At 65.7% G+C, this 21873-nt stretch carries 15 protein-coding genes and 1 tRNA gene; 11 read left to right on the forward strand and 5 right to left on the reverse strand.

Going from position 1 to position 21873, the window contains the following annotated elements:
- Window positions 1-15: 15 nt before the first annotated feature.
- From pepN to IEX32_RS02570, 6 genes are all read left to right on the forward strand, one after another.
- On the forward strand, window positions 16-2685 hold the full coding sequence (gene pepN, locus IEX32_RS02545; protein WP_188768047.1) for an aminopeptidase N: 2670 nt from the start codon (window positions 16-18) through the stop codon (window positions 2683-2685).
- 1 nt (window position 2686) lies between these two features.
- A complete protein-coding gene (gene pgeF, locus IEX32_RS02550; protein WP_188768056.1) occupies window positions 2687-3463 on the forward strand; it encodes a peptidoglycan editing factor PgeF in 777 nt (258 codons plus the stop codon).
- Window positions 3464-3741: 278 nt separating this feature from the next.
- Window positions 3742-4275 carry a ubiquinol-cytochrome c reductase iron-sulfur subunit gene (gene petA / locus IEX32_RS02555; RefSeq protein ID WP_188768058.1) on the forward strand — a complete coding sequence of 178 codons (534 nt, stop codon included), beginning with the start codon at window positions 3742-3744 and terminating at the stop codon, window positions 4273-4275.
- 23 nt (window positions 4276-4298) lie between these two features.
- A complete protein-coding gene (locus tag IEX32_RS02560; protein WP_188768060.1) occupies window positions 4299-5594 on the forward strand; it encodes a cytochrome b in 1296 nt (431 codons plus the stop codon).
- Between the two features lie 28 nt (window positions 5595-5622).
- Window positions 5623-6456, forward strand: coding sequence for a cytochrome c1 (locus IEX32_RS02565; RefSeq protein WP_188768062.1), 834 nt, complete (start codon window positions 5623-5625; stop codon window positions 6454-6456).
- An 80-nt stretch (window positions 6457-6536) separates the two neighbouring features.
- Window positions 6537-7073 (forward strand): adenine phosphoribosyltransferase, encoded by a 537-nt coding sequence (locus IEX32_RS02570; RefSeq protein WP_188768064.1) that lies wholly within the window; start codon window positions 6537-6539, stop codon window positions 7071-7073.
- Between the two features lie 53 nt (window positions 7074-7126).
- On the opposite strand, the gene IEX32_RS02575 is transcribed toward IEX32_RS02570, so the two are convergent.
- The gene (locus tag IEX32_RS02575) at window positions 7127-8485 is read right to left on the reverse strand and encodes a malonyl-CoA decarboxylase domain-containing protein (RefSeq protein ID WP_188768066.1); all 1359 of its coding nucleotides are present in this window, start codon (window positions 8483-8485) and stop codon (window positions 7127-7129) included.
- A 301-nt stretch (window positions 8486-8786) separates the two neighbouring features.
- Here IEX32_RS02575 and IEX32_RS02580 point away from each other — a divergent pair.
- Together IEX32_RS02580 and IEX32_RS21040 are read left to right on the forward strand one after the other, a co-directional pair.
- Window positions 8787-8860: transfer RNA gene (locus tag IEX32_RS02580), tRNA-Gly, on the forward strand.
- 127 nt (window positions 8861-8987) lie between these two features.
- Window positions 8988-9350, forward strand: a complete 363-nt coding sequence (locus IEX32_RS21040; RefSeq protein ID WP_373285408.1) for a hypothetical protein — start codon at window positions 8988-8990, stop codon at window positions 9348-9350.
- Window positions 9351-9358: 8 nt separating this feature from the next.
- On the opposite strand, the gene IEX32_RS02590 is transcribed toward IEX32_RS21040, so the two are convergent.
- From IEX32_RS02590 to IEX32_RS02605, 4 genes are all read right to left on the reverse strand, one after another.
- Complete coding sequence (locus IEX32_RS02590) at window positions 9359-9889, reverse strand: OmpH family outer membrane protein (protein ID WP_188768067.1); 531 nt, start codon at window positions 9887-9889, stop codon at window positions 9359-9361.
- A gap of 19 nt (window positions 9890-9908) precedes the next feature.
- Window positions 9909-10340, reverse strand: coding sequence for an outer membrane protein assembly factor BamE (locus IEX32_RS02595; protein ID WP_188768069.1), 432 nt, complete (start codon window positions 10338-10340; stop codon window positions 9909-9911).
- A 34-nt stretch (window positions 10341-10374) separates the two neighbouring features.
- Window positions 10375-16224 (reverse strand): YadA-like family protein, encoded by a 5850-nt coding sequence (locus IEX32_RS02600; RefSeq protein ID WP_229735818.1) that lies wholly within the window; start codon window positions 16222-16224, stop codon window positions 10375-10377.
- Window positions 16225-16376: 152 nt separating this feature from the next.
- A complete protein-coding gene (locus IEX32_RS02605) occupies window positions 16377-16979 on the reverse strand; it encodes a hypothetical protein (RefSeq protein ID WP_188768071.1) in 603 nt (200 codons plus the stop codon).
- Between the two features lie 493 nt (window positions 16980-17472).
- On the opposite strand from IEX32_RS02605, the gene IEX32_RS02610 reads away from it, so the two are divergent.
- The 3 genes from IEX32_RS02610 to IEX32_RS02620 are packed head-to-tail and all read left to right on the forward strand — an operon-like array spanning window position 17473 to window position 21775.
- The gene (locus tag IEX32_RS02610; protein ID WP_188768073.1) at window positions 17473-18171 is read left to right on the forward strand and encodes a response regulator transcription factor; all 699 of its coding nucleotides are present in this window, start codon (window positions 17473-17475) and stop codon (window positions 18169-18171) included.
- Entirely contained in the window at window positions 18168-19517 is a 1350-nt protein-coding gene (locus IEX32_RS02615; RefSeq protein ID WP_229735820.1) for a FecR domain-containing protein, read from the forward strand. Before IEX32_RS02610 ends, IEX32_RS02615 begins: the two co-directional genes overlap by 4 nt.
- Window positions 19514-21775, forward strand: coding sequence for a CHASE2 domain-containing protein (locus IEX32_RS02620; protein WP_188768075.1), 2262 nt, complete (start codon window positions 19514-19516; stop codon window positions 21773-21775). Before IEX32_RS02615 ends, IEX32_RS02620 begins: the two co-directional genes overlap by 4 nt.
- The last annotated feature ends 98 nt before the right edge of the window (window positions 21776-21873 follow it).

Raw genomic sequence — 21873 nt, forward strand, 5'->3', positions numbered from 1 at the left:
CTCTAAATCAGCACCATGGACATTGCCAGCAGCCCCGCCGAGCCTGAAGAAAACACGCAGGTCGCCGATGCGGCCCCGCCGCCGCACGCGCCCCAGGTCATCCACCGGGAGGACTATCTTGCGCCGGCCTGGCTGGTGCCGGAGATCGCCCTGTCCTTCCGGCTGGGCGTGGAGGAAACGCACGTCTGCTCGAAGCTGACGGTTACGCGAAACCCGGACGGCAATGGCTCCGACGTCCTTCGCCTCAATGGCGACCAGATTTCGCCGCTGGTGGTGAAAGTGGACGGCCGCGCCGCGCGCGACTGGCGGATGGATGGCCCGGACCTGCTGCTCGAACTGGATGGAGAGCGGCACGCGATCGAGATCGAGACGCTGGTCCAGCCCGTCACCAACACGCAGCTCATGGGCCTCTACGCCTCGAACGGCATGCTGTGCACGCAGTGCGAGGCCGAAGGCTTCCGCCGAATCACATTCTTCCCGGACCGGCCCGACGTGCTCTCGACCTATTCGGTGCGCATGGAGGGAAACAAAGCGCGCTTCCCGATCCTGCTTTCGAACGGCAACTGCACGGCGCGGGGCGAGGGCGCGGAAGGCCGCCACTGGGCGCACTGGCACGACCCCTGGCCCAAGCCGAGCTATCTCTTCGCGCTCGTCGCCGGCAATCTGGTCGCCAACACCGCCCGGTTCACGACTATGAGCGGGCGGCAGGTGGAATGCAACGTCTGGGTCCGCCCCGGCGACGAGAACCGCACGCAGCACGCGCTCGATTCGCTGATCGCGGCGATGAAATGGGATGAGGAGGCCTTCGGGCGCGAATACGACCTCGACCTGTTCAACATTGTCGCGGTGTCGGACTTCAACATGGGGGCGATGGAGAACAAGGGCCTCAACATCTTCAACACCCGCTATGTCCTCGCCGAGCCTGACACCGCGACCGATGCCGATTACGACGCCATCGAGAGCGTGGTCGGCCACGAGTATTTCCACAACTGGTCGGGTAATCGGGTGACCTGCCGCGACTGGTTCCAGCTTTCGCTCAAGGAAGGCTTCACCGTCCTTCGCGACCAGCTTTTCAGCGCCGACATGGGCAGCGAGGCGGTCAAGCGGATCGAGGACGTGCGCATCCTGCGCGGTGGCCAGTTCCCCGAGGATTCGGGGCCGCTCGCCCATCCGATCCGCCCGGATTCCTATCAGGAGATCTCGAACTTCTACACGTCGACGGTCTACAACAAGGGGGCCGAGGTGATCCGCATGATGCGGACCATGGCCGGCGAGGAACGCTTCCGCAAAGGCACCGACCTCTATTTCGAGCGCCACGACGGCGAAGCGGCGACGTGCGAGGATTTCGTCAGGGCCATCGAGGACGGAACCGGGCTGGACCTCGGGCGGTTCCGCCTGTGGTACTCGCAGGCCGGAACGCCCCGCGTCGCCATCGCCATGCGCCACGAAGGCGACACGGCGATCCTCACCGCGGACCAGGCCGTCCCGGCAACGCCCGGCCAGGCGATCAAGCAGCCCATGCCGATCCCGCTGCGGGTCGCGCTGTTCGATCGCGAGACGGCCAGCCACTCCGGCGAACGGCTGATCGTGCTCGACAAGGCCAGCGATACCTTCCGTTTCGAGGGATGCCCTCGCCCGCCGGTGCTCTCGGTCAATCGCGGCTTTTCCGCGCCGGTCGCGCTGGAGGTGGAGCGCCCCGACGCGGATCTCGTGTTCCTCGCCGCGCACGACGACGACCCCTTCGCCCGCTACGAGGCCATGCAGAGCCTGATCGTCCGTCACCTCATCCGCGCGGTGAGCGCGGGCCTGGACGAGACGGGGTTGGACAAGACGGGGCGGGAAGCCGGGCGCGATGCCGTTCGACAGGCCTGCGAAGCCGTCCTCGCCGACGAGGCGCTGGAGGATCTGATTCGCGGCGAGCTGCTGATCCTGCCGACCGTCGCGTATCTCTCCGAACAGCTCCTGGTCGCCGATCCCGGCGCGCTGCACCAAGCGCGCGAGGCGCTGAAGGCCTGGCTGGGGGCGGAGCTGCTGGACTCGTTCCGCGCCCTGCATGACCGCGCCTCGGCCGTGCCCTTCGGCCGCGACGCGGCGGCGCGGGGTGCCCGCAAGTGCAAGGCGCAGTCGCTCGTCTACATCGCCGCCGGCGATCCGGCCGAAGGCGCCCGCCGCGCCTTCGCGCAATATCGCGCCGCCGACAACATGAGCGACCGCCAGAGCGCGCTGACCGTGCTGTGCGGCCTTGACGTGCCCGAGCGCGAGGAAGCCCTGGCCGACTTCCACAAGCGCCATGAAGGCAACGCGCTGGTCATCGACAAATGGTTCTCGCTCCAGGCCGGCTCGTTCCATCCCCGCGTGCTCGACCATATCCGCACGCTGGCGCAGCATGGCGATTTCACCCTGTCCAATCCGAACCGCGCGCGCGCGCTCTACATGTCGGCCGCGCTCAATCCGAAGGCGTTTCACGACGCGAGCGGCGAGGGGTACGCGATGATCGGCGAGATCGTCCGTCGGCTCGATCCTATAAATCCGCAGACCGCCGCGCGCTTCGTTCCCGCGCTCGGCCGCTGGCGGCGAATCGAGCCGGACCGTGCCCGGCTGATGCGCGCCGAACTCGAAGAGATCGCGGCACTGCCTACGCTTTCGCGCGACGTGCGCGAGCAGGTGACGAAGAGCCTTGGCTGACATGACGCAAACCGAAGCCGTCGAAGTCAACCGCGCCGCCGTGCTCGAAGGCGTGCCGCACGGGTTCCTCGGTCGGCGCGGCGGGGTGAGCCGCGGCGATGTCGCGGGCCTCAACGTCGGCCCCGGCTCGGGCGACGATCCGGCGGCGATCGCCGAGAACCGCGCGCGCGCGGTCGCCGCCGTCCGGCCCGGCGCGCGGCTCGTCACGGTCTATCAGGTCCACTCGCCCGACTGCGTCATCGTCGCGGACGATCTCTGGTCGGACCGGGACCGCCCTTCCGCCGATGCCCTCGTCACCACCCGCCGGGACGTCCTGCTCGGCGTGCTCACGGCGGATTGCGCGCCCGTGCTTCTGGCGGACCGGGAGGCCGGCGTCGTCGGCGCCGCGCATGCCGGATGGAAAGGGGCGATCGGCGGCGTGACGGACCGCACCATCGCCGCGATGGAATCGCTCGGCGCCAGCACCGCGCGCATCGTCGCGGCGATCGGCCCGTGCATCGCGCGGCAATCCTACGAGGTGGACGAGGCATTTCGCGACCGCTTCCGCGAAGAGGACAGCGCCAATGCCCGGTTCTTCCGGACAGGCCGCGAGGGGCATCACCAGTTCGATCTCGAGGGCTATGTGGCCGCCCGCCTCGAAGCCGCCGGAATCGGCGCGGTCGAGCGGCTGGGCCTCGATACCTACGCCGTGCCCGACCGCTTCTTTTCCTATCGCCGCGCGACACATCGCGGCGAACCCACCTATGGCCGCGAGATTTCCCTGATCGGCCTGGGCTGAGGCGCACATGCCGGCACGCGGCCTGCTCGGCGACCGATCCGCCCGTCAAGCCGAAAGCGCCGCTCTTTCAGGGCTTTCACGATAGGCCAAAAAGGCGGTTGGCAGCGCCGGTTTTCGCGTATATCAGGCCGCCCAAGTCGGGTCCGGCCCGGAATGCGTCCGGTCAGGGCGTCGTCAAGGGGGTTACCAGGCGTACCATTGGTAGGCACATGGCCCGTTGTCGGTCCCCGGCAGCGGGTTGTCAAAAGCAAGACGTCTAAAGCAAGGCAAGGGCTAACATGGCAGAAGAAGTTGGCGTGCGGCGGCGCGATTTCATCAATATCGCCGCGGTAAGCGCGGCGGGTGTCGCTGGCGTTGGGGTGGTTATTCCCCTGGTCAGCCAGATGTCGGCATCGGCCGACGTGCTTGCGGCATCGTCGACCGAAGTCGACATTTCCGCGATTCAGCCGGGCCAGGCCATCAAGGCCGTCTTCCGCAAGCAGCCGGTCTTCGTGCGCAACCTGACTCCGCAGGAGATCGCGGAAGCGAACGCGGTTCCTCTCGACACGCTGCGCGACCCGCAGACGCTGGCCGAGCGAACCAAGGAAGGCAAGGAGAACTGGCTCATCACCATGGGCGTGTGCACCCACCTCGGCTGCGTGCCGCTGGGTGCCGGCGAGGGTGAAACCAGGGGCGAGTTCGGCGGCTATTTCTGCCCCTGCCACGGTTCGTACTACGACACCGCAGCCCGTATCCGTAAGGGCCCCGCGCCCACGAACCTTGAGGTTCCGGAATACGAATTCACCTCCGACTCCGTCGTCAAGATCGGCTGAGGCCAAGAGAGAGGATCACGATCATGAGCTTTCCCTGGGCCAACGAATACAAGCCGTCACATCCCTTCATGAAATGGATGGACGAGAAGCTGCCCCTGCCGCGTCTCGTCTACAACTCGGTCGGTTCCGGTTATCCCGTCCCGCGTAACCTCAACTATTTCTGGAACTTCGGCATCCTCGCATTGGTCTGCCTCACGCTGCAGATCGTCACCGGCATTGTCATGGCGATGCACTACGCCGCGAACGCCCAGGTCGCCTTCGACACCGTCGAGCACACCATGCGCGACGTGAACTGGGGCTGGCTGATGCGCTACGCGCACGCCAACGGCGCCTCGGCCTTCTTCGTCGTCATCTATATCCACATCTTCCGCGGCTTCTTCTACGGCTCGTACAAGGCCCCGCGCGAAATGGTGTGGCTGCTCGGCGTCGTCATCTTCCTGCTGATGATGGCCACCGCCTTCATGGGCTACGTGCTTCCCTGGGGCCAGATGAGCTTCTGGGGCGCCAAGGTCATCACCGGCCTGTTCTCGGCGATTCCGCTCGTCGGCGAGCCGATCCAGCAGTGGCTTCTGGGCGGCTTCGCGCCGGACAATGCCGCGCTCAACCGCTTCTTCTCGCTGCACTACCTGCTGCCCTTCGTGATCGTGGGCGTGGTTATCCTGCACATCTGGGCGCTGCACATCCCGGGTTCGTCGAACCCGACCGGCGTCGAGGTGAAGAGCGAGAGCGACACGATCCCGTTCTACCCCTACTACATCGCCAAGGACGGCTGGGCCGTGGGCGCCTTCGCCTTCCTGTTCTGCGCTGTGCTGTTCTTCTTCCCGAACGCGCTGGGCCACCCGGACAACTACATTCCGGCCAACCCGATGAGCACGCCGGCGCACATCGTTCCCGAATGGTACTTCTGGCCGTTCTACGCGATCCTGCGCGCCTTCACCCAGGACTTCTTCTTCATTCCGGCCAAGCTGATGGGCGTGCTCGCCATGTTCGGCTCGATCCTGGTCTGGTTCTTCCTGCCCTGGCTCGATAAGTCGCCGGTGCGCTCGGGCACCTATCGCCCGATGTTCAAGAAGTTCTTCTGGTTCGGCCTGATCCCGGCCATGGCGGTTCTCTTCTACTGCGGCGGTGCCCCGGCTGAAGAACCCTTCGTCATGCTCAGCCAGATCGCGTCGCTCTACTACTTCGCGCACTTCCTGATCATCCTGCCGATCGTCTCCGCGATCGAGAAGCCGCTGCCGCTGCCTTACTCGATCACCGAGTCTGTGCTCGGCAAGGACGAAGCCGCTCAGCTGGCCCCGGCGCAGACCGCCACGGCGTGATCAACAGCTAGAACGAAAGACGAAAGACATGGTACGCATTCTCTCGATCCTCGTCGGGCTGTTCTTCACGGTAGCCCTGGCCTGGTCCTTTGTTCTCGGCGCCATCACGGCGGCGACCGAACCCGCTCCGGCGATGGTGGAACATGAGTTCCACGTGGCCCCCAAGAACGTCCACTTCTCGTTCGACGGGCCGTTCGGCAAGTTCGACAACCAGCAGCTCCAGCGCGGCTTCCAGGTCTACAAGGAAGTCTGCTCGGCCTGCCACGCGCTCAAGCACGTCGCATTCCGCGATCTTGCCGCGCTGGGTTACACCGAGGCTGAAGTGAAGGCGATCGCGGCGGGCTTCCAGGTTCCGGGCACCGATCCGAATACCGGCGAGGAAACGCTGCGTCCGGGCATGGCGACCGACTACTTCCCCTCGCCCTTCGCGAACGATGTTGCCGCGCGCGCCGCGAACAACAACGCGATTCCGCCCGATCTCTCGCTGATCACCAAGGCCCGCCACCACGGCAGCGCCTACGTCTACTCGCTGCTGACCGGATATCAGGAGCAGCCCGCCGAACTCCTGAAGGAGTTCCCGGATGCCAAGACGCCCGCCGGCCTTCACTACAATCCGTACTTCCCCAACCTGAACCTCGCGATGGCCCCGCCGCTCGCCGCCGGTCAGATCGAGTACGGCGACGGCACCAAGGCGAGCGTCGACCAGATGTCGAAAGACGTCGCGGCGTTCCTGACCTGGGCCGCCGAACCCAAGCTCGAGAAGCGCAAGCAGACCGGCTGGCCGGTCCTCGGCTTCCTGCTCTTCGCCACGATCCTAGGCTACATGTCGTACCGCAACATCTGGGCCGACAAGAAGCACTGAGATCCGGTCGATTGACTGAAATGCGAGCGCCCCTCCATCCGGCGATGGCAGGGGCGCTTCGCTTTTTAGGGAGCACGAACATGACCCGCGATGACCTCAAGGCTCTCGTCCGCTCCATTCCCGACTTCCCCCAACCGGGAATCCTGTTCCGCGACGTCACCACGCTGATCGGCGACGGCCCCGGCTTCGCGGCGGCGGTTGCCATGTTGAGCGAGAAGGCGCTGGCCGCAGAGGCCGACGTGATCGCCGGCATCGAGGCGCGGGGTTTCATTTTCGGCGCGGCGGTCGCGGCGCGGACGGGCCTCGGCTTCGTTCCGGTGCGCAAGCCCGGCAAGCTGCCGGTCCCGGCTCTCGCGATCGACTACGCGCTGGAATACGGAACCGACACGCTGGAGATCGACCCCGGCGCAATCGGAGAAGGCAGCAGGGTCGTGCTGATCGATGACCTCATCGCCACCGGAGGCACCGCTCTCGCCGCCACCGAACTGATCCGACGGGCGGGCGGCCTCGTCGAGCGCGCGCTCTTCGTCATCGACCTGCCAGACCTTGGCGGCGCGGGAAGGCTACGCGAGGCGGGCGTCACCGTCGATTGGCTGATCGACTTCCCCGGCCACTGACCGGGGCGCGGACAGAGCTCACGGCCCCCTCCGCGTTCCGGGACGCGGCTGGGTCAGGCCGGAACGGTATCCTGCCCTTTGGCCTTGCCCGGCTTCTTGCCGCCCTTGCCCTCGGTCTCCTCGAAAAGCGCCTGAACCGCTTTGGAATGCGCGACCGTACCGAGTTCGGTGAGCGCGAAGTAGTTCGTCTCGATCTCGTCCAGGTCGTAGAGGTAATTGACCATCACGCCGTGGGCCTGCTTCTGCCCGTTGGGAGAAAGGTCGGCATTGGCATGGACCGCCTCGAGCCGCGCGCCATTGCCGAGATGGAAGCGTGCGACGGGATCGAGCGGCTGGTTGCCCTGCCCCTTGGCATTCACCAGGTACCGCGCAGCCAGCGCACGCAGCTCGCCCGGTCCCGGCACCCTTGCATCGGCGCCCTGCTCCTTGGCCAGCCACCTGGCGAAGCCGGGCACTGGCGAAAGGGTGGCGAAAGTTCCGAGATGCGGCAGCTCTTCCTTGAGCAGCCCGACAACGCGCTTGATCAGGTGATTGCCGAAGGGAATCCCCTTGAGGCCGACCTGGCAGTTGCTGATGGAATAGAAAATCGCGCAGCTTGCTTCCAGTGGATCGACCGATTCACGCTCCTCCGCGATGATCTCGCGGATGGTCCCCGGCAACTGCGCGGTGAGCGCCACTTCGACGAAGATGAGCGGATCGTTGCGCATCTGCGGATGGAAGAAGCCATAGCAGCGGCGATCGGCGGGCTGGACGCGGCGGCGCAGATCATCCCAGCCGGCGATCTCGTGGACGGCCTCGTAGCGGATGATGTGCTCGAGCAGCGAGGCCGGAGAATCCCAGGCGATTCGCCGCAGTTCGAGGAAGCCGGCGTTGAACCATGCGGTGAAGGCGCCCTCCAGTTCGCGGTCGAGCGCGGCAAGGCCGGCCGAGCGCGCGGACCTGGGCACGGCGAGCAGATCCTCGCGCAGGTTAATCAGGCGGGGCGTACCCTGCGGCGCAAGATTGAGCTGGTTGATCAGCCGGCGGCATGGCGATTCGGTCGCCTCGTTGAGCGCGAGAGCGGACGCCTCGTCCTGCTTCTCGTTCCACAGGGCAATGGCCTTGTCGATCGCGGTCGAGTCAGCGGGATGGAGGTCGTGAACCTTGGCGAGGAAATCCTGCCGCGCCTTGAGGTCGGTGGCCTCGTAAAGGTCGAAGAAGGCGGAAGCCAGCGCCGGCCCGGAGGCGCGCCCGCGCAAGGAAAGCAGGGCGTCGGCAATGTCGAGCAGGCTTTCGCCGCTGTCCTGCCGCGGCGCAACGCCGATACCGCGCAGAAGCTTGCCGAGACCCGAATTCATCAACAGGTCAAGCGGATTGCGCCGCCTGGCTGAGGGCTGGGAATCGTTCTGCTTGCGCGTCCGGGCTGTGTTCATTGCTAGGGGCGTCCTCATCTCACTGCCGCTCCACCATATCATTGCTGCATGTGCGAGAGTATCATGAAATGCGCGAACGATCCGTGACAAGCCGGACTGAACGGACGCACGAGGCGCTTCGTCCAGTTGCCGCCGGTGCGATCCGCCGATCCGGCGCGCGGCCGCCCCCCCGAACGCGCCGTGGGCAAAAAGATACGTTGACGAGGCGGCGACAGTCATGGCAATCGGCAAACGCCTCAGCGGCCGGTTAAAAACGCGCTGCAGGGTTCGGCTGCCGAATTGGCTCCAAGCGGCTGATTTAGCGGGTATAGCTTAGTGGTAAAGCTCCAGCCTTCCAAGCTGGCTATGCGGGTTCGATTCCCGCTACCCGCTCCAACACCGCCTCTCAGGGGGTCCGAAAACGCCTCATAAGTGGCGGTTTTCTGCGGGTTTTTCGGTGATATAATGTCCGGGAAGTTCCGGATACGCTCCACCCATTCTCAATCAATTGATGGATCATTTGATGGACCTGCAGCGAAACGCGGCCCTTCGCCGCATGGGTTACGGCAAGGACGAGATGACCGCCCATGGCTTTCGCGCGATGGCTGCCACGCTGCTCAACGGAATAGGCTGTGGAACGCGGATGCCATCGAACGGCAACTGGCCCATCCGGAACGGCTCCTTCTGGGGTAGAATGCGAGGAAGCGGTCCTTTGTTCACGCAATTCAAAAAATCGTGGTCTGATATCGACGCGAACCGATCAGGTTGGACCGCATTGCACGCCCGACTAGCTGAAATTGCCGCAAGTTCGCAGACCCCGTTTTTCGTCCCGCCGTTCCACCCCTTCATCCACGCCGAGCAAAGTCACTCGGTTTCCGTCCTCTGAGTAATGGATTACTGGATCGTCACGGCCTGCAGAATGGCGTCCATCTCGCTGGTCACAGCGCCGGTGATATCCATCGCGTTGTTCCAGCCATAGGACTGGTCCCTCTCGAGGACGACACCGCAAGCCTGGCGGGTGATCACTCGCGCCAGGGCTTCGCCCAGCGCTCGGTCGATCTGCTGCTGGCCATGGGTCTGCGCGGCAATGAAGCGGGCATTCTGCTGCTGTTCCAGCGCTTGCGCCTGTTGGTCGAGCAACGCCGATTGCCGCTGGTATTCGATCGGTGCGGTGGCGTTCCGTCGCCCTTCCAGCGCCCGGCGCTTCTGGTCGATGGCGCCCCGGCGCTGGGCGAGCTCGCCTTTCAGCATTGTCTGCATCTGCCCGAGCCGGGCCTGCATCGACTGGCCCGCACGGGAGGCGCCGATGGCGGCCGTGCGCGACAACAGGCACATCCCTGCGACCGGCGGGCCGAAAGTTTGTGCCGAAAGCGAGGCGGCCGTGCAGGCAAGCAGAGCGGCGGAGACAAGTCTTATCAAGCGCATATCTCCGCCTGTTACCCGATCAGTCCGCGGCCGCAACCCGGTCGGCGCAAGCCTGATCCTGCCACACGACCTCGGAAACGGTCACATTGTAACCGTCCTTCCTGTCTCGTCCGAAGCGTATCTCCATCCGGCAACGCAGCCTCTCCGTTCCGCCCGGCTCTGTCGGGAAAAGCAGGACGTAGTTCCACCTGCGGGTAATGCCCTCGTCGAAATGCGGCGGGCCGATGAGGTTGTATATGCTGAACTTGTCCACTCCAGGCGTAATCAGCCGCACGGTCGCGGGGCTGGCGGTGACGCCGAGCTTTCTGCTGTCGGAAGCGCGGTCGGAAAAGGCGGCCGGGTCCACCCTTGCGGCATAGGCGGTGGAAATCGGCGCTTCCTCCGCCCGGGCCGCAACATTGGCGAGGCCCAGGACCGAAAGCAGGGGCAGTGCGATCTGTTTGGCGTTCATTGTGCCCTCCTGATGCTGTGGTGGCTTGATTGGGTCAGAACTGGAAGCCGACACCGGCATTGGCGCCGGCATGCTCCCGGGTGTCATAAGTGGCGCCGAGCTTGATGATGGTCTTGCCGTCGTCCATCACCCGCGAGACGCCGACCGCGAAGGCGGATTGCCCACGATAGGTGCCCGCTCCGAACGCGACCATGCCGCGGCCGGGCTCGAACGCCTGAGGCATACCGGCCGCCGCAAGGGCGCCCGCCGTGCCGGCAAAGGAGTCTCGCCGCGCGTTACCCAGGTCGAATTCGATGCCCGCGAGGCGCGTGTCGGTATAGGCATTCGCCCTCGAGACCGCGCTGTCGATGCCGCTGTTGAGCTGAGCGACGTTGACCGCGTCGGTCGGCGCGACGCCTGCCGCGACATTGTGCAGGACCGCGGCGTCGCCGCCCGGATTGAGCGTCACCGAAGTGCGGCTGGCGTTGTCATACTGGATCGAGTTGGCGGCCACCTGCTGCACCTCGTAAAGCTGCGAGCCGTTGACCGCATCGGTCGATCCCGCCGTCACCGCGCCAGCGCCGACATTCTGCACGACATTGCCGCCCATGTTGACCGTCGTGTTCTCTCCAACGGCGAGGCCGCCGCCGGCATTCACCACGCCAGTGAACGTCGGATTGTCCGCCATCGCGATCTGCAGCTGATTGCCGTTCAGCGTCACCACCGTGTTGGTGCCGGCCGTCACATTGAGCGTGCCATTCGACGGTACGTTCGTCGCGGGGCCGCCGTTCGCCTGGACGTTCCAGCCGGCACCCGCCGTCTGGTTGACCGCCGTCAGCGCTTCGTTGACGCTGTTATAGGTGTTGCCGCCGACATTCAGCGCGGTCGTAACCGTCCCGGTCGCCGGGTCATAAGTCGATCCGCCGCCCAGGCCGGCGGCCGTGCTGTTGCCGAGATTGGTGACGTTGTTCTCTACCGCGGTGACGCGCCCGTCGACATTGGCTACGCTGCCCTCGATCGTGGTCACCCGATTGTCGAGGCCGGTGATCTGCGTGTCCTGCGCGCCCAGGGCATCGCCTACGTTGTCGTAGGTGTTTCCGCCCACATTGTACGTCGGCCCGGTGTAGGCGCCGGTCGTCGGGTCGTAGGAGGCGCCGCCGCCCAGCCCGCTCGCGGTATTCTGCGCGACCTGGTTCAGCTGGCTGACGTTGACGGCGTCGGTCGGCGCGGAGCCGGCGGCGAGGTTGGTGATCTGCCGCTCGGCGCCAGCCGAACCGACCGAGACCTCGCCTGCCGAATTCTGCGGCGCGGCAAGGCCGTACCCGGTGTAGCCGGTCCGCGAGCCCACGCTCGTCGTTGCCCCGGCGCCCAGCGCGACACTGCCCGAGAAGCTGGCATTGGCGCCGGCGCCGATCGCAATCGACTGGATGCCGTCCGCGGTCGAGCTCGTGCCCAAAGCGATGCCGTCGGCCTGCGAGACATGGGCGCCTTGTCCGATGGCAGTACCGCCCGGCGCGGTCTGGTCGACGATCGCGCCGTTGCCGATGCCGATGCCGTTGTCGCCATTGACCACCGTGGTCGGGCCGACCGCCACCGATTCCTGCCCGACGGCAAGGGAATCGCCGGCGCTGGAGTTGGCGTGGAAATACTTGGTGCCGGTGGCGGTGACCGAACTGATCGCGCCCTGCAACTGCCTGACCGTCACGGCATCCTGAGCCTGGGTGCCGTCCGCGACATTGGTGATCTGGCGGTAGGAGCCGGTGGTTGCATCGCCGACCGATACCGACCCGAGCAACGTGGCATCGCTCGTATTGAAAGGCACGAACCCCGTCCCCGCCGGTATGGTCCCGCTGGCCGGGGCGAGTGCCCGATCGGCGACCGAACCGGCGCCCAATGCCAGCGAGCCATCGACGCTGGCCTGCGCTCCCCGGCCCAGTGCCACCGCGCTGTCGGCGCTTGCCATTGCCTGATAACCAAGTGCCGTCGAGCCGATGCCTTGCGCGAACGCATCGGTTTCGGGAAGCCCCGCCTCATTGGTGCGAGCATAGCGGATGCCGTCGCCATTCGCGTCGGTATAGGCGTCGGAAGTGTCACCGGCGATATTGGTGATCGTATCGCCGACGTTGGTGAGATCGCCCTCGACCGTCGTCACGCGGCCATCGAGACTGGCGATGTCGGTGGTGTTCTGCGTCACCTGCGTATTGGTGGCGAAGAGCTGCGAGCCGTTGATCGCGTCGGTCGAGGTCGCATCAAGGCGGCCGGCCGCTACGTTGGTGATGGTCCGCTCGGAACCTGCCGCGCCCACGCTGACCGTGGAGGTCGGCGCCGTGCCCGCGAAAGCATAGACTGTACCGCCAATCGTCGTGCCGGTGGTGGCTACGGCCGCGCTGGTGGCCGAACCATTGCCGAGCGCCACATCGCCTGCATTGTTGGCAACCGCATTCGGACCGATCGCGACCGAATCCGTTCCCAGAGCCTGGGAATCGGCCAGCGTCGAGTTGGCGTGGAAGTATTTGATGCCCGCGCCGTTGTTGATGTTGGTGACAGTGCTTTCAAGGTTCGTGAGGTCGCCCTCGACCGTCGTCACGCGGCCATCCAGACTGGCGATGTCGGTGGTATTCTGCGTCACCTGCTGGTTGGTGGCGAAGAGCTGCGAGCCGTTGATCGCGTCGGTCGACGTGCCGTTGACCGCACCCGGCGCCACGTTCGTAATGACCATGTTGCCGGCGTCGATGCCACCAGTGGTGACGCTCGGGCCGCCTGCGATGGTAAGGCCGGTGGTATCTACCACGGTGCCGCCCGCCGTCACGCTGTTGACCGTGATGTCGTCGGCAAGCTCGAAGGTGACGTCGTCGCTCGCCAGGCTCTTCGACACGGTGATGTTGCCGTCGACGTTGCTCAGGTCGATGGTCTCTCCCGGCGCTACGTTGGTCGCATTGGAGCCCTGGGCGCTGATGTTCCACCCGGCGCTCGCCACCTGCTGCACGGCATTGAGCTGCGAGCCGTTGACCGCTTCGGTGGAGGTTGCCGTCACGTCGCCGGCTGCGACGCCGGTGATCTTGCCCGAGCCACCATCGTTGACGGTGACAGTGCCGAAAGTCGGCGCATCGGCCATCTCGATGTTGATCGCGCCAGTGATGGGATCGGTGACGGTCCTGATATTGCCGCCCGAATATGTGCCGGCGGTTGTGGCGGCGCCCCGGATCGCCAGCGTCTGGCCGAGATTGCGATGCACCACGCCTGCGGTCGCGTCGTTGCCGGTAAAATCCATTCCCGTGGTGGTCAGGCCGGAGGTAGCGGTGGTGAGCTGATCGACGTTCACCGCATCGGTGCCCGCCACGCCCGGCGCGACATTGGCGATCACCATGCTCCCGGCATCAATGCCCGTCGTCGTCACGCTCGGCCCGCCGGCGATGGTGAGACCGCCAGTGTTCAGCAGCGTGCCGCCCGCCGTGAGGCTGTTGACCGTGATATCGTCGGCAAGGTCGAAGGCCACGTCATTGCTGGTGGTGCTCTTCGCAACGACGATGTTGCCGTCGCCATTGTTGAGATCGAGGCTGTTGCCGGTCGCGCTGTCGACCCCGACATTGGTCGCGTTGGCCCCTTCGGCGGTGATCGACCAGCCCTGCCCAATCGTTTCCACCGCCTGGTTGGTCGCGAAGAGCTGCGATCCGTTGATCGCATCGGTGGAGCCGGCGCCGATGCGGCCGGCCGCCACGTTGGTGATCGTGCGCTCCGTGCCGAGAGCGCCCACGCTCACCGTCGAGGTGGGCGCGGTACCCGCGAAGGCATAGGCCGTGCCGTTGATCGTCGTTCCGGTGGTGGCAACAGCGACGTCGGTCGTGCTGCCAGAGCCCAGCGCCACGTCGCCCGCATTGTTGGCGACAGCGGTGTCACCAAAGGCCACGGCGCCGGCCGCCAGCGCGCTGCTGGTATTGCCGATCGCAACCGAGCCCTGGCCGATCACGGTATTCTGGTAACCGATGCCGACTGCGCCCTGCGCCGCCGTGCCGGGCGTGCTGATCGCCTGCCCGCCGCCGCCGACCATGTTGGTGTTACCCAGCGCCACCGAGCCGTCGCCGGTGGCGGTATTGTCCTTGCCCTGCGCGATGGCGCCGTCACCGGTCGCGGTGCTGGGATCGCCGATCGCGACTGCGCCGTCGCCATTGGCGACGTTGCCGGCGCCGATTGCCACGGCCTTGCCGCCGGTGGCGGTCGTGTTGGTGCCGATGGCGACCGAGTCCGCGGAATTGGCGACCGCATTCGTGCCGGCGGCGATCGCATTCTGGGCGCTCGCGTTCGCGGTGTCGCCCATGGCCAGCGCGCTCGCCCCGCTTGCCAATGCGCTAACCCCCAGCGCGGTCGAGCGCGCGAGGGTCGCACGGGTGCCATTGCCGAGCGCTACGGCGGCATCGGCTGTACCCTGGGCACCCGAGCCAATTGCGACCGAGCCAATTGCGCTCGACACAGCAGCATTGCCCAGTGCCAGCGCGAAGTTGCCCGAAGCGTCTGCGTTGGGGCCGAGCGTTGATGAGCTTATGCCCGACGCACGGGAATTCACTCCGATCGCAACGGCGAACTGGGCCGATGCCACGCTTTGGCGTCCGATCGCGGTGGCGTCGGCCACGTTTGCCGTCACGTCCGTGCCGATGGCGATGGCGCTCTCGGCGAGAGCACCCGTTCCGGCGCCGGTGCGTCCGCCCAGATAGATGGCGTTCACGCCGGTGGCTGTTGCTCCAAAGCCAATGGCAGTGCCGTTGGTCTGGCTGGCTTTAGCATTGTGGCCGATCGATGTTGTCCCGTTGGCAGCGACGCCGATGCCTGCATTGGTTCCGATCGCGACATTGTCGCTGCCCGTAACCAGGCTGCCTGCGGAGGCCGACAGGCTAGCATCGTAGGCAACGGTGCCATCGCCGGTCCCGAGGGCGATATTGCGCGTCCCCGTAACGCCGGAACCGGCGCCTCGCATCACGCTGGCGATGCCGCCGCCCATTGCCGTATTCTGCGCGCCTTGAACGAGCGTGCCGGCAGCAATGCCAACCGCAACGGAGCTGGCATTGCCCGTGGTAGATCCGGCGCCGGCACCCTGGCCCACGGCAACGGTGCTTGCACCAATGGCCAAGGCCTGCGCACCGAGTGCGGTCGCGCTGTTCCCCGTCGCCTGGGCGCGGTTGCCAACGGCGGTGGCGGCACTGTCTGACGCTATGCTGAGGCGGCCCAGTGCTACAGCGCCCGGGCCTGAGGCTGCGCTCTGAAGCCCGATCGCGATGGCCCATGAGTCGCTTGCTTCTACGTCCGTGCCGATTGCGATAGCTCCGGCTCCCGTGGCGCCCGTGCCGGGCACCGTGCGCGCGCCGAGATAGATCGAGTTGACCTCCGATGCGGTCGCCCCTACGCCGATCCCGATGGCGTTGGTGGCGCTGGCATTGGCGTTGACGCCCTCGGCAATCGAGCCTGATCCGGATGCCGACGCGATGCCGATGGCGATGGAGTTGGGAGCCGTCGCCGAACCGCCGCCCGCCTGATATTGCGCAAAGGCCGGCGAGGCGACGCCGAAGGCGGCGGCGGCGATCAGTCCGCCGATCACGCTCCTCGAACTGGCCGAGGCCAGCAGCATCGAGAGGGCGCCGGCATAGAGCAGCGCCTTCTCTGCGCTCAAAGAACCGGGGCCCTGCGTCGCCGCCGAAGCAGCACTCGAAATGTCCGAAGACGATACGGAGCCACCGGTTCCGAGCGTTCCAACGCCCAGCCTGTCTCTTTTCATCCCAAGTACCCGGTGCGCCATGCGCAGCACGGCCATCAGGCGGCGGCGCTGAGACCAGCTTGCGCCCTCCGCTCCTGCGGTCCAGCTGCCGATGAAGGCGGCATGGCGGGGCCTGTTCGCGACGATCTTAAAGTTCCTCACGATGTACTCTCCTGATGCAAGCTTGGAGGGCGCGCGGAACGAAGGCACAGGTCTTCCCTGCGCTTCGGGCGCGTTTGTCGATTGTGATCTGGTGGGTTTGGAAGCGGGTCGGGCCAGTTGGAGGGGGGAGGAGGGACCGACCCGCCCCGGGGCTACAGTTGCTGCTGGCCCTGAACGATCGAGATAACCACGCAGGTTTCGCCGCTCGGGATCGTCAGCACCTGCCCGCCGTTGCCGCCCAGCTGATAGAGCGGGACGCCGGAAAGGTTGCCGATCGGCCTGCTTCCCTCAGGGAAGTCACGGAGAACCTGGCTACAGCCAGTCTGGAAAGGCACGACGCGGACGAACTGGCCTTCGCATCTGTTGCCCACGGGGGCGGCGGAAACGAGGGCGGCGGCCTGACCCTTCGCGTCGGGGAGATTATAGGTCATCCCCACCGTCCCCTGTACCGTATGAGCGTCGGGCGCGGCGGGATCGGCTTCGGTTCTCAGCGTGTAGGTCGAGCCCGCCACAGCGCCGTTGCCGAGCGCGGAGTAAAGGCCCGCGCAGGCATTTGCCCGAAGCTGGCCGGCCTGCTGCGCAAACAGATCGGGCTTCGCCTCGGACGCCTTCCCCGCCGCGGCCGGCGCAGCCTCCGCGGCGGCGGCCTGCGCCGGCAAGGCCAAGACGAGCGCAAGAATAGTGGCGATCTTGCCGGCGCGATTTGCGTCGCAGTTCAGGGAAGACGCGCAAGGTCGGTTGAGCGAAATACTCATTGTGGATGCCCCCGTATGTATCAAAACGAAATTCCGTTGGAGATCAGTCATTTCGTTCGAAGCGCATCTTTATGGAGGCAACGCGGACTCCGTCAACGGGCGAATTGTTAAATGTCTATAATCAATAAATTATGACGCTTTGCTGACGCCGACATCCGGCTAACATAATCCAAAGATTAATGAATTTCTCCCAATAATTAACCATTACTTTTAGCGATTCTTCTACAACCTATGCAGGGATTTTTCTTTGGTACACTCCGAAATGGTGGAATCTTCATTCATGATGCAACAGCCGCTCCAGATTAAATGGGTGGCCGTCAGGGGCAATCCGGTCCGGAATTGTAAAAAAATGTGAATTCCGGGCATCGTAGCGCCCCCAAACGGGACAATCCTGCTATGGCCCCCTCGCCAAGCTCCTATTCGCGCTGCGTTTTTTCGGCCGATTCGGAATGGCGTGCGCAGTGTTCCAATTTAGAAGACAGACAGACAAACGATGCGAGTCGGCATTCTCGAGGACGATTCGGCGCTGGCGGATCAACTCCACACACTGTTGGCAACGGCCGGCCACAACTGTTTCGTGTTCGACAATGGACAAAAGCTGATCGGCTTTCTCTCCCGCGAGACGGTGGACCTGCTCCTGCTTGACTGGAACATTCCGGACGTTTCGGGCCTCGATGTGATCCGCTGGTCGCGGCAAAGTGCCACGCGCAATCCCCTGATTGTCGTGCTGACCAGCCGGACTGCCGAGGAGGACATCGTCACCGCCCTGAGAGCGGGCGCCGACGAATACGTCGTGAAACCGATCCAACCGGCCGCGCTGCTGGCACGTATCGACGCCCTGTGCCGGCGGGTCTATCCGCAGCCGAACCCGGCCGAGCCGGAGCGTTTCGGCGACTACCTTTTCGACACGCGAACGCAGACCGTTGTCGTGGAAACCGAGCCGGTGCAGCTCACCGCCAGGGAATTTGCGCTTGCGCTGATGCTGTTCCGCAACCTCAACCGCAGCCTGTCGCGCTCCTATATCTTCGAGGCGCTGTGGGGCGCCAACCCCGATCTGCAGACACGGACCCTCGACGCCCACATCTCGAAGGTGCGGACGAAACTGGGTCTGCGGGCGAGCAGCGGTTTCAGGCTTGTCCCCGTCTATGCCCACGGATACCGGCTGGAGGCGATGACCGAGCAAACCGCATGATTCTCAAGGGGATGGTAGCCGCAGTCGCGGCGCTGCTGTTGCTGCCGTCAATCGGTGCCGCTGCATCCCCGCGCGCTGCCCCGGCCGCAGTTCCCACCGATCCGGTGCTTTACACCACGCGGGCCGGCGACAATCTCTACACCCTGGCCCGCCGCTATTTCACCCGCATCGAGGACTATGTCCGCGTGCAGCGCCTGAACCACGTAAGCGATCCCTACCGGCTACCCGTCGGGCGCGTTCTGCGAATTCCCCGCGCCCTGCTGCGCTTTGAGCCGCTCACCGCCACCGTGATCGCGCATCGCGGCCCGGTGGCGATCCGGAGCGGCGGTCAGGTCCGCGCCGTCAAGGCGGGCAGCACGGTGCGGGAAGGCGACCAAATCGTCACGGCCAACAACGCATTTGTCTCGCTGCGCCTGCCGGACAGTTCCGTCGTCTCGCTGCCTTCGCAAAGCCAGGTGGGCGTGCGCCGGCTGCGCCGAATTCTGCTGACCGGCGGGATCGAACGCCTTTTCGCGCTTGAGCGCGGGCGAGCGCGGGCGATCGTCACGCCCGCCGCAAATGATGATGACAGTTTTCGCGTTTCGACACCCGTCGCCGTGTCGGCGGTGCGCGGAACGGAATTCCGTGCGCGCTATGACGAGGAAGCTGCCCGCGCGGCGACTGAAGTGCTTGAAGGCCGGGTCTCGGTGGCTGTCGAGGGAGCGGAACAGAAGGCCCTCACCGTGGCGGCGGGTTTCGGCACGGTAGCCACGGCGAGCGGCACGGCCGATGCCATCGCGCTCCTCCCGTCGCCAGCCCTGCAACGGCCCGGCCGCGTTCAGGACGAATCCGAGCTGGCCTTCGAGGTCACTCCCCTCCGCGATGCCGCTGCCTATCGCGTGCAGGTGGCGAGCGACGCCGGTTTTCTGGACGTGATCTCGGAAGCAACCACGCCGGGAGAGAGCATCACGCTGCCCTCGATTCCCGATGGCACCTGGTTCGTCCGGACAACCGCGATCGGCGACGCCGGAATCGAGGGCCTGCCCGCCACCTACGGCTTCGAGCGCCGATTGCAACGCATCGAAACCGCGCTCGAGCGGCGACGGGCCGGGCGCTACCGCGAGTATCTTTTCCGCTGGATCGTGGAGGGCTCTGGCACTCGCCGGTATCGGTTCCAGCTCATGAAGGATCGGCCCGACGCCGCGCCCATGGTCGACGAGGTCGGCCTCGTCGCCGACCGCTTCGTTATAACCGATCTGCCGCCGGGTACCTACTACTGGCGCGTGATGTCGATCCAGTTCGCGGATGGCGGCGCCTTTTCGAAATGGTCGCCCATCGAGCGGCTGACGATCTCGCGCGACGAATGAAGCTCGCGATCCGGCTGCGCCGCCTGGCCACCGAGTGGTGGCTCGTTGCCTTGCTCTCCAGCGTCTTCGTACTTGCGCTGGTCCACACCCGCGCGACCGAGCGACTGGACGACCTCGCCTATGACGCACTGCTGCAACTGGAAGTGCACGCGCCGGACCCTCGCATCCTGCTTGTCGTTATCGACGATCGCAGCCTGAGAGAGATCGGCCGTTGGCCCTGGCCTCGTGAGGCGCATGCCCGACTGCTCGATCGGATAGCCAGCGGCCACCCCCGCGCGATCGCCTACGATGTGCTGTTCGTCGAGCCCGGCCCCGGTGACGCCCAGCTCGGCCAGGCAATCAGCCGGGCCGGTCCCGTATTTCTTCCCATCGTCCTGGCCGCCCCGGACCAGGAGGGAGCCCGACTGGAACCGATGCTGCCGGTGCCGCCGATCCGGCGCGCAGCGACCGGTCTGGGCCACGTCAACCTGCTGCCCGATCCGGACGGCGTGATCCGGAGGGCCAGGCTGTTCGAAGCGGACGGGGACAGGCGTTGGCCTCATCTGATGGAACTCGTATCGCGATACGTCGATCCGCATTCGAAGGCACCCGAGGCGACCGAATCTGCAGGCGCCGTCCTGCTGCCTTTCGCCGGTCCTGCGGGGCATTTTCCCGCCATTGGTGCGGATGCCGTGCTGCGAGGCGAGCTTCCACCCGAATTGCTGCGCGACCGGATCGTCATGGTGGGCGCGACGGCGTCGGGCCTCGGAGATCATTACGCGGTGCCGCTCAGTGGTATCGACGGAGGCATGTCGGGAGTCGAGATCCAGGCCAACTTGCTTGACGGCCTCCTGCGGGGGACATTCACGACCGAAAGCAGCCTTGCCGTTCGCGCGCTTGCGGCGCTGATGCCGCTCTGGCTGCTGCTGCTGGCGCTGCGCAGGTTCGGTCCGCGCACCACCATGCTTGTGCTGGGCGGGCTGATCGCGCTTGTGACTGCTTTCAGCGCAGGCGCGTTCCACTTCTTCGCGACATGGATCCCGCCGACGCCGGCGCTTGTGGGGCTGGTTCTGGTTTATCCTCTTTGGGGATGGCGGCGCCTGGTGGGCGTAAACAGCTACATGGTGCATGAGCTTGAGCGACTGCGCGGCGAGCCCGAACTGCTGCCCTCGCTGGCCCGCCCGAATGCTTCAACCGACCCGGTGACGCGTGAGGCAATGCTGCTGGGCGATGCGGTATCGAAGCTGCGCACGATGCGGCGGTTTGTTGCCGACAGCATGGATCAGCTTCCCGACGCCGTTTTCGTCGTCGACAGGGAGGGCTCGATCGCACTCGCAAATCGCTACGCGCAGAACCTGCTCCACGCTGCCTCGCCAAACGAAGAGGGCCGCCTCGTCGCTCTGCTGCAGTGGCTTCAGCCCATCGGCGACGGCGGCGCGCTTCGCTGGCCGCCGCCCGGCGCGGGCGGGCGCCACGAAGCGTTGGCGCCCGACGGGCGGGTGTTCGACATCTGGCTCAGCGAGCATCGCGACGATAAAGGTCGCGCGGCCGGCTGGATCTTGCGCATGAGCGACGTCAGCGCGATTCGTATGGCGCAGCGGCAACGCGACGACATGCTCCACTACCTGACACATGACATGCGCTCGCCGCAGGCCTCGATCCTGGCTCTCACGTCGAGCGCGAAGGCGGACGACATCGCCGCCGGTCTGGCACAGCGGATCGAGCGGTACGCCCGGCGGACACTAGCCCTTGCCGACGGCATGGTGCATCTCGCGCGGGCGGAGACGTTGAACTACGAGCCGGTGCCGCTCAATCTGGCCGATCTGCTCATCGAAGCGGTCGACGAGCTCTGGCCGCAAATCGGCGAGAAGGGCTTGTCGGTCGAACTGATCGGCACGGACCGGAGCGTACCTGTCCTGGGCGAGCGATCCCTGCTGACCCGGGCGCTGATCAATCTTGTCGATAACGGCGTAAAATTCAGCCCGGATCGCGGCCATCTGAAATGCTCGGTGCTGCCAGGGAGAGCCGGCGGCATTCCCGTCGCCAACTGCCTGATCAGCGACCAGGGTGAAGGCATGGCCCCGGAGCTGCTGGCGACGCTGTTCGAGCGTTTCCGGCGCGGTCCCGCCGGCAGATACACACGCGGCTCCGGTCTGGGGCTCGCCTTTGTCCAGGCGGTGGCGGCGCGCCATGGCGGCCTCATAACGTGCGACAGCGCGATTGGCGCGGGCACCACCTTCACGCTTTCCTTGCCGCTCGTGGCCGAGTCCGACCTCTAGTCACCGACTCATTATGGCGCAACCAGACCCTGATTGAGGCGAGTTGGACGGATGCGAGGACTTTGTCGTCGCGTTTGTCGTATCGGGTTGCGCCATAA

Origin of the sequence: Novosphingobium endophyticum (assembly GCF_014640675.1) — a bacterium.
Lineage (GTDB): Bacteria > Pseudomonadota > Alphaproteobacteria > Sphingomonadales > Sphingomonadaceae > Novosphingobium > Novosphingobium endophyticum.

What these genes read in the sequence shown, in the direction of transcription:
- pepN (WP_188768047.1), top strand. Translation starts at nt 16, where the DNA reads ATGGACATTGCCAGCAGCCCCGCCGAGCCTGAAGAAAACACGCAGGTC.
- pgeF (WP_188768056.1), top strand. Translation starts at nt 2,687, where the DNA reads ATGACGCAAACCGAAGCCGTCGAAGTCAACCGCGCCGCCGTGCTCGAA.
- petA (WP_188768058.1), top strand. Translation starts at nt 3,742, where the DNA reads ATGGCAGAAGAAGTTGGCGTGCGGCGGCGCGATTTCATCAATATCGCC.
- IEX32_RS02560 (WP_188768060.1), top strand. Translation starts at nt 4,299, where the DNA reads ATGAGCTTTCCCTGGGCCAACGAATACAAGCCGTCACATCCCTTCATG.
- IEX32_RS02565 (WP_188768062.1), top strand. Translation starts at nt 5,623, where the DNA reads ATGGTACGCATTCTCTCGATCCTCGTCGGGCTGTTCTTCACGGTAGCC.
- IEX32_RS02570 (WP_188768064.1), top strand. Translation starts at nt 6,537, where the DNA reads ATGACCCGCGATGACCTCAAGGCTCTCGTCCGCTCCATTCCCGACTTC.
- IEX32_RS02575 (WP_188768066.1), bottom strand. Translation starts at nt 8,485, where the DNA reads ATGAACACAGCCCGGACGCGCAAGCAGAACGATTCCCAGCCCTCAGCC.
- IEX32_RS21040 (WP_373285408.1), top strand. Translation starts at nt 8,988, where the DNA reads ATGGACCTGCAGCGAAACGCGGCCCTTCGCCGCATGGGTTACGGCAAG.
- IEX32_RS02590 (WP_188768067.1), bottom strand. Translation starts at nt 9,889, where the DNA reads ATGCGCTTGATAAGACTTGTCTCCGCCGCTCTGCTTGCCTGCACGGCC.
- IEX32_RS02595 (WP_188768069.1), bottom strand. Translation starts at nt 10,340, where the DNA reads ATGAACGCCAAACAGATCGCACTGCCCCTGCTTTCGGTCCTGGGCCTC.
- IEX32_RS02605 (WP_188768071.1), bottom strand. Translation starts at nt 16,979, where the DNA reads ATGAGTATTTCGCTCAACCGACCTTGCGCGTCTTCCCTGAACTGCGAC.
- IEX32_RS02610 (WP_188768073.1), top strand. Translation starts at nt 17,473, where the DNA reads ATGCGAGTCGGCATTCTCGAGGACGATTCGGCGCTGGCGGATCAACTC.
- IEX32_RS02615 (WP_229735820.1), top strand. Translation starts at nt 18,168, where the DNA reads ATGATTCTCAAGGGGATGGTAGCCGCAGTCGCGGCGCTGCTGTTGCTG.
- IEX32_RS02620 (WP_188768075.1), top strand. Translation starts at nt 19,514, where the DNA reads ATGAAGCTCGCGATCCGGCTGCGCCGCCTGGCCACCGAGTGGTGGCTC.